This is a genomic window from Neisseria sp. P0001.S005 (genome assembly GCF_051963715.1).
Map to the genome: position 1 here is coordinate 1 of NZ_JBQCTZ010000556.1, position 506 is coordinate 506.

Below are 506 nucleotides of genomic sequence, written 5' to 3' on the forward strand. Positions count from 1 at the left end.
TTGGTGGCGGTTGTCATCGGTACGCTGATTTATCAGGGCGGTATGCGCCTGAACTTGGCGAAGTTTTTCCGTTGGACGGGCGCGTTTCTGATTGTGGTGGCGGCCGGTCTGTTGGCCGGTTCGTTTCGTGCGCTGCATGAGGCCGGCGTATGGAATGTGATGCAGGACATCGCTTTCGACACATCGAAATATTTGCATGAAGACAGCCCTTTAGGCGTGCTGCTCGGCGGTTTCTTCGGCTATACCGACCACCCAACCGAAGGCGAAGTCCTGATTTGGCTGCTGTATCTGGTTCCCGTCATGATTTGGTTTTTGCGCGGCAGCGCGCCGGCAAAAACGTTAACTAAATAAGAAGGAAGTAAAATGAAAAAATTCAATCTGACTGCTTTGTCTGTAATGCTGGCTCTGGGTTTGACCGCGTGTCAGCCGCCTGAAGCCGAAAAAGCCGCGCCTGCCGCTTCAGGCGCATCCGCTGCCGCCAATGCCGACGGTTCGGTCAATATCGG

1 protein-coding gene and 1 pseudogene are annotated in these 506 nt (G+C 54.5%); both read left to right on the plus strand.

The features are described 5' to 3' along the window. Nucleotides 1–351: FTR1 family iron permease (locus ACTHSP_RS21630; RefSeq protein WP_440346960.1), on the plus strand; the 351-nt coding region annotated here is incomplete at its 5' end. Between the two features lie 12 nt (nt 352–363). Continuing rightward, nucleotides 364–506 (plus strand): annotated as a pseudogene (locus ACTHSP_RS21635) (iron uptake system protein EfeO); the annotation flags it as partial.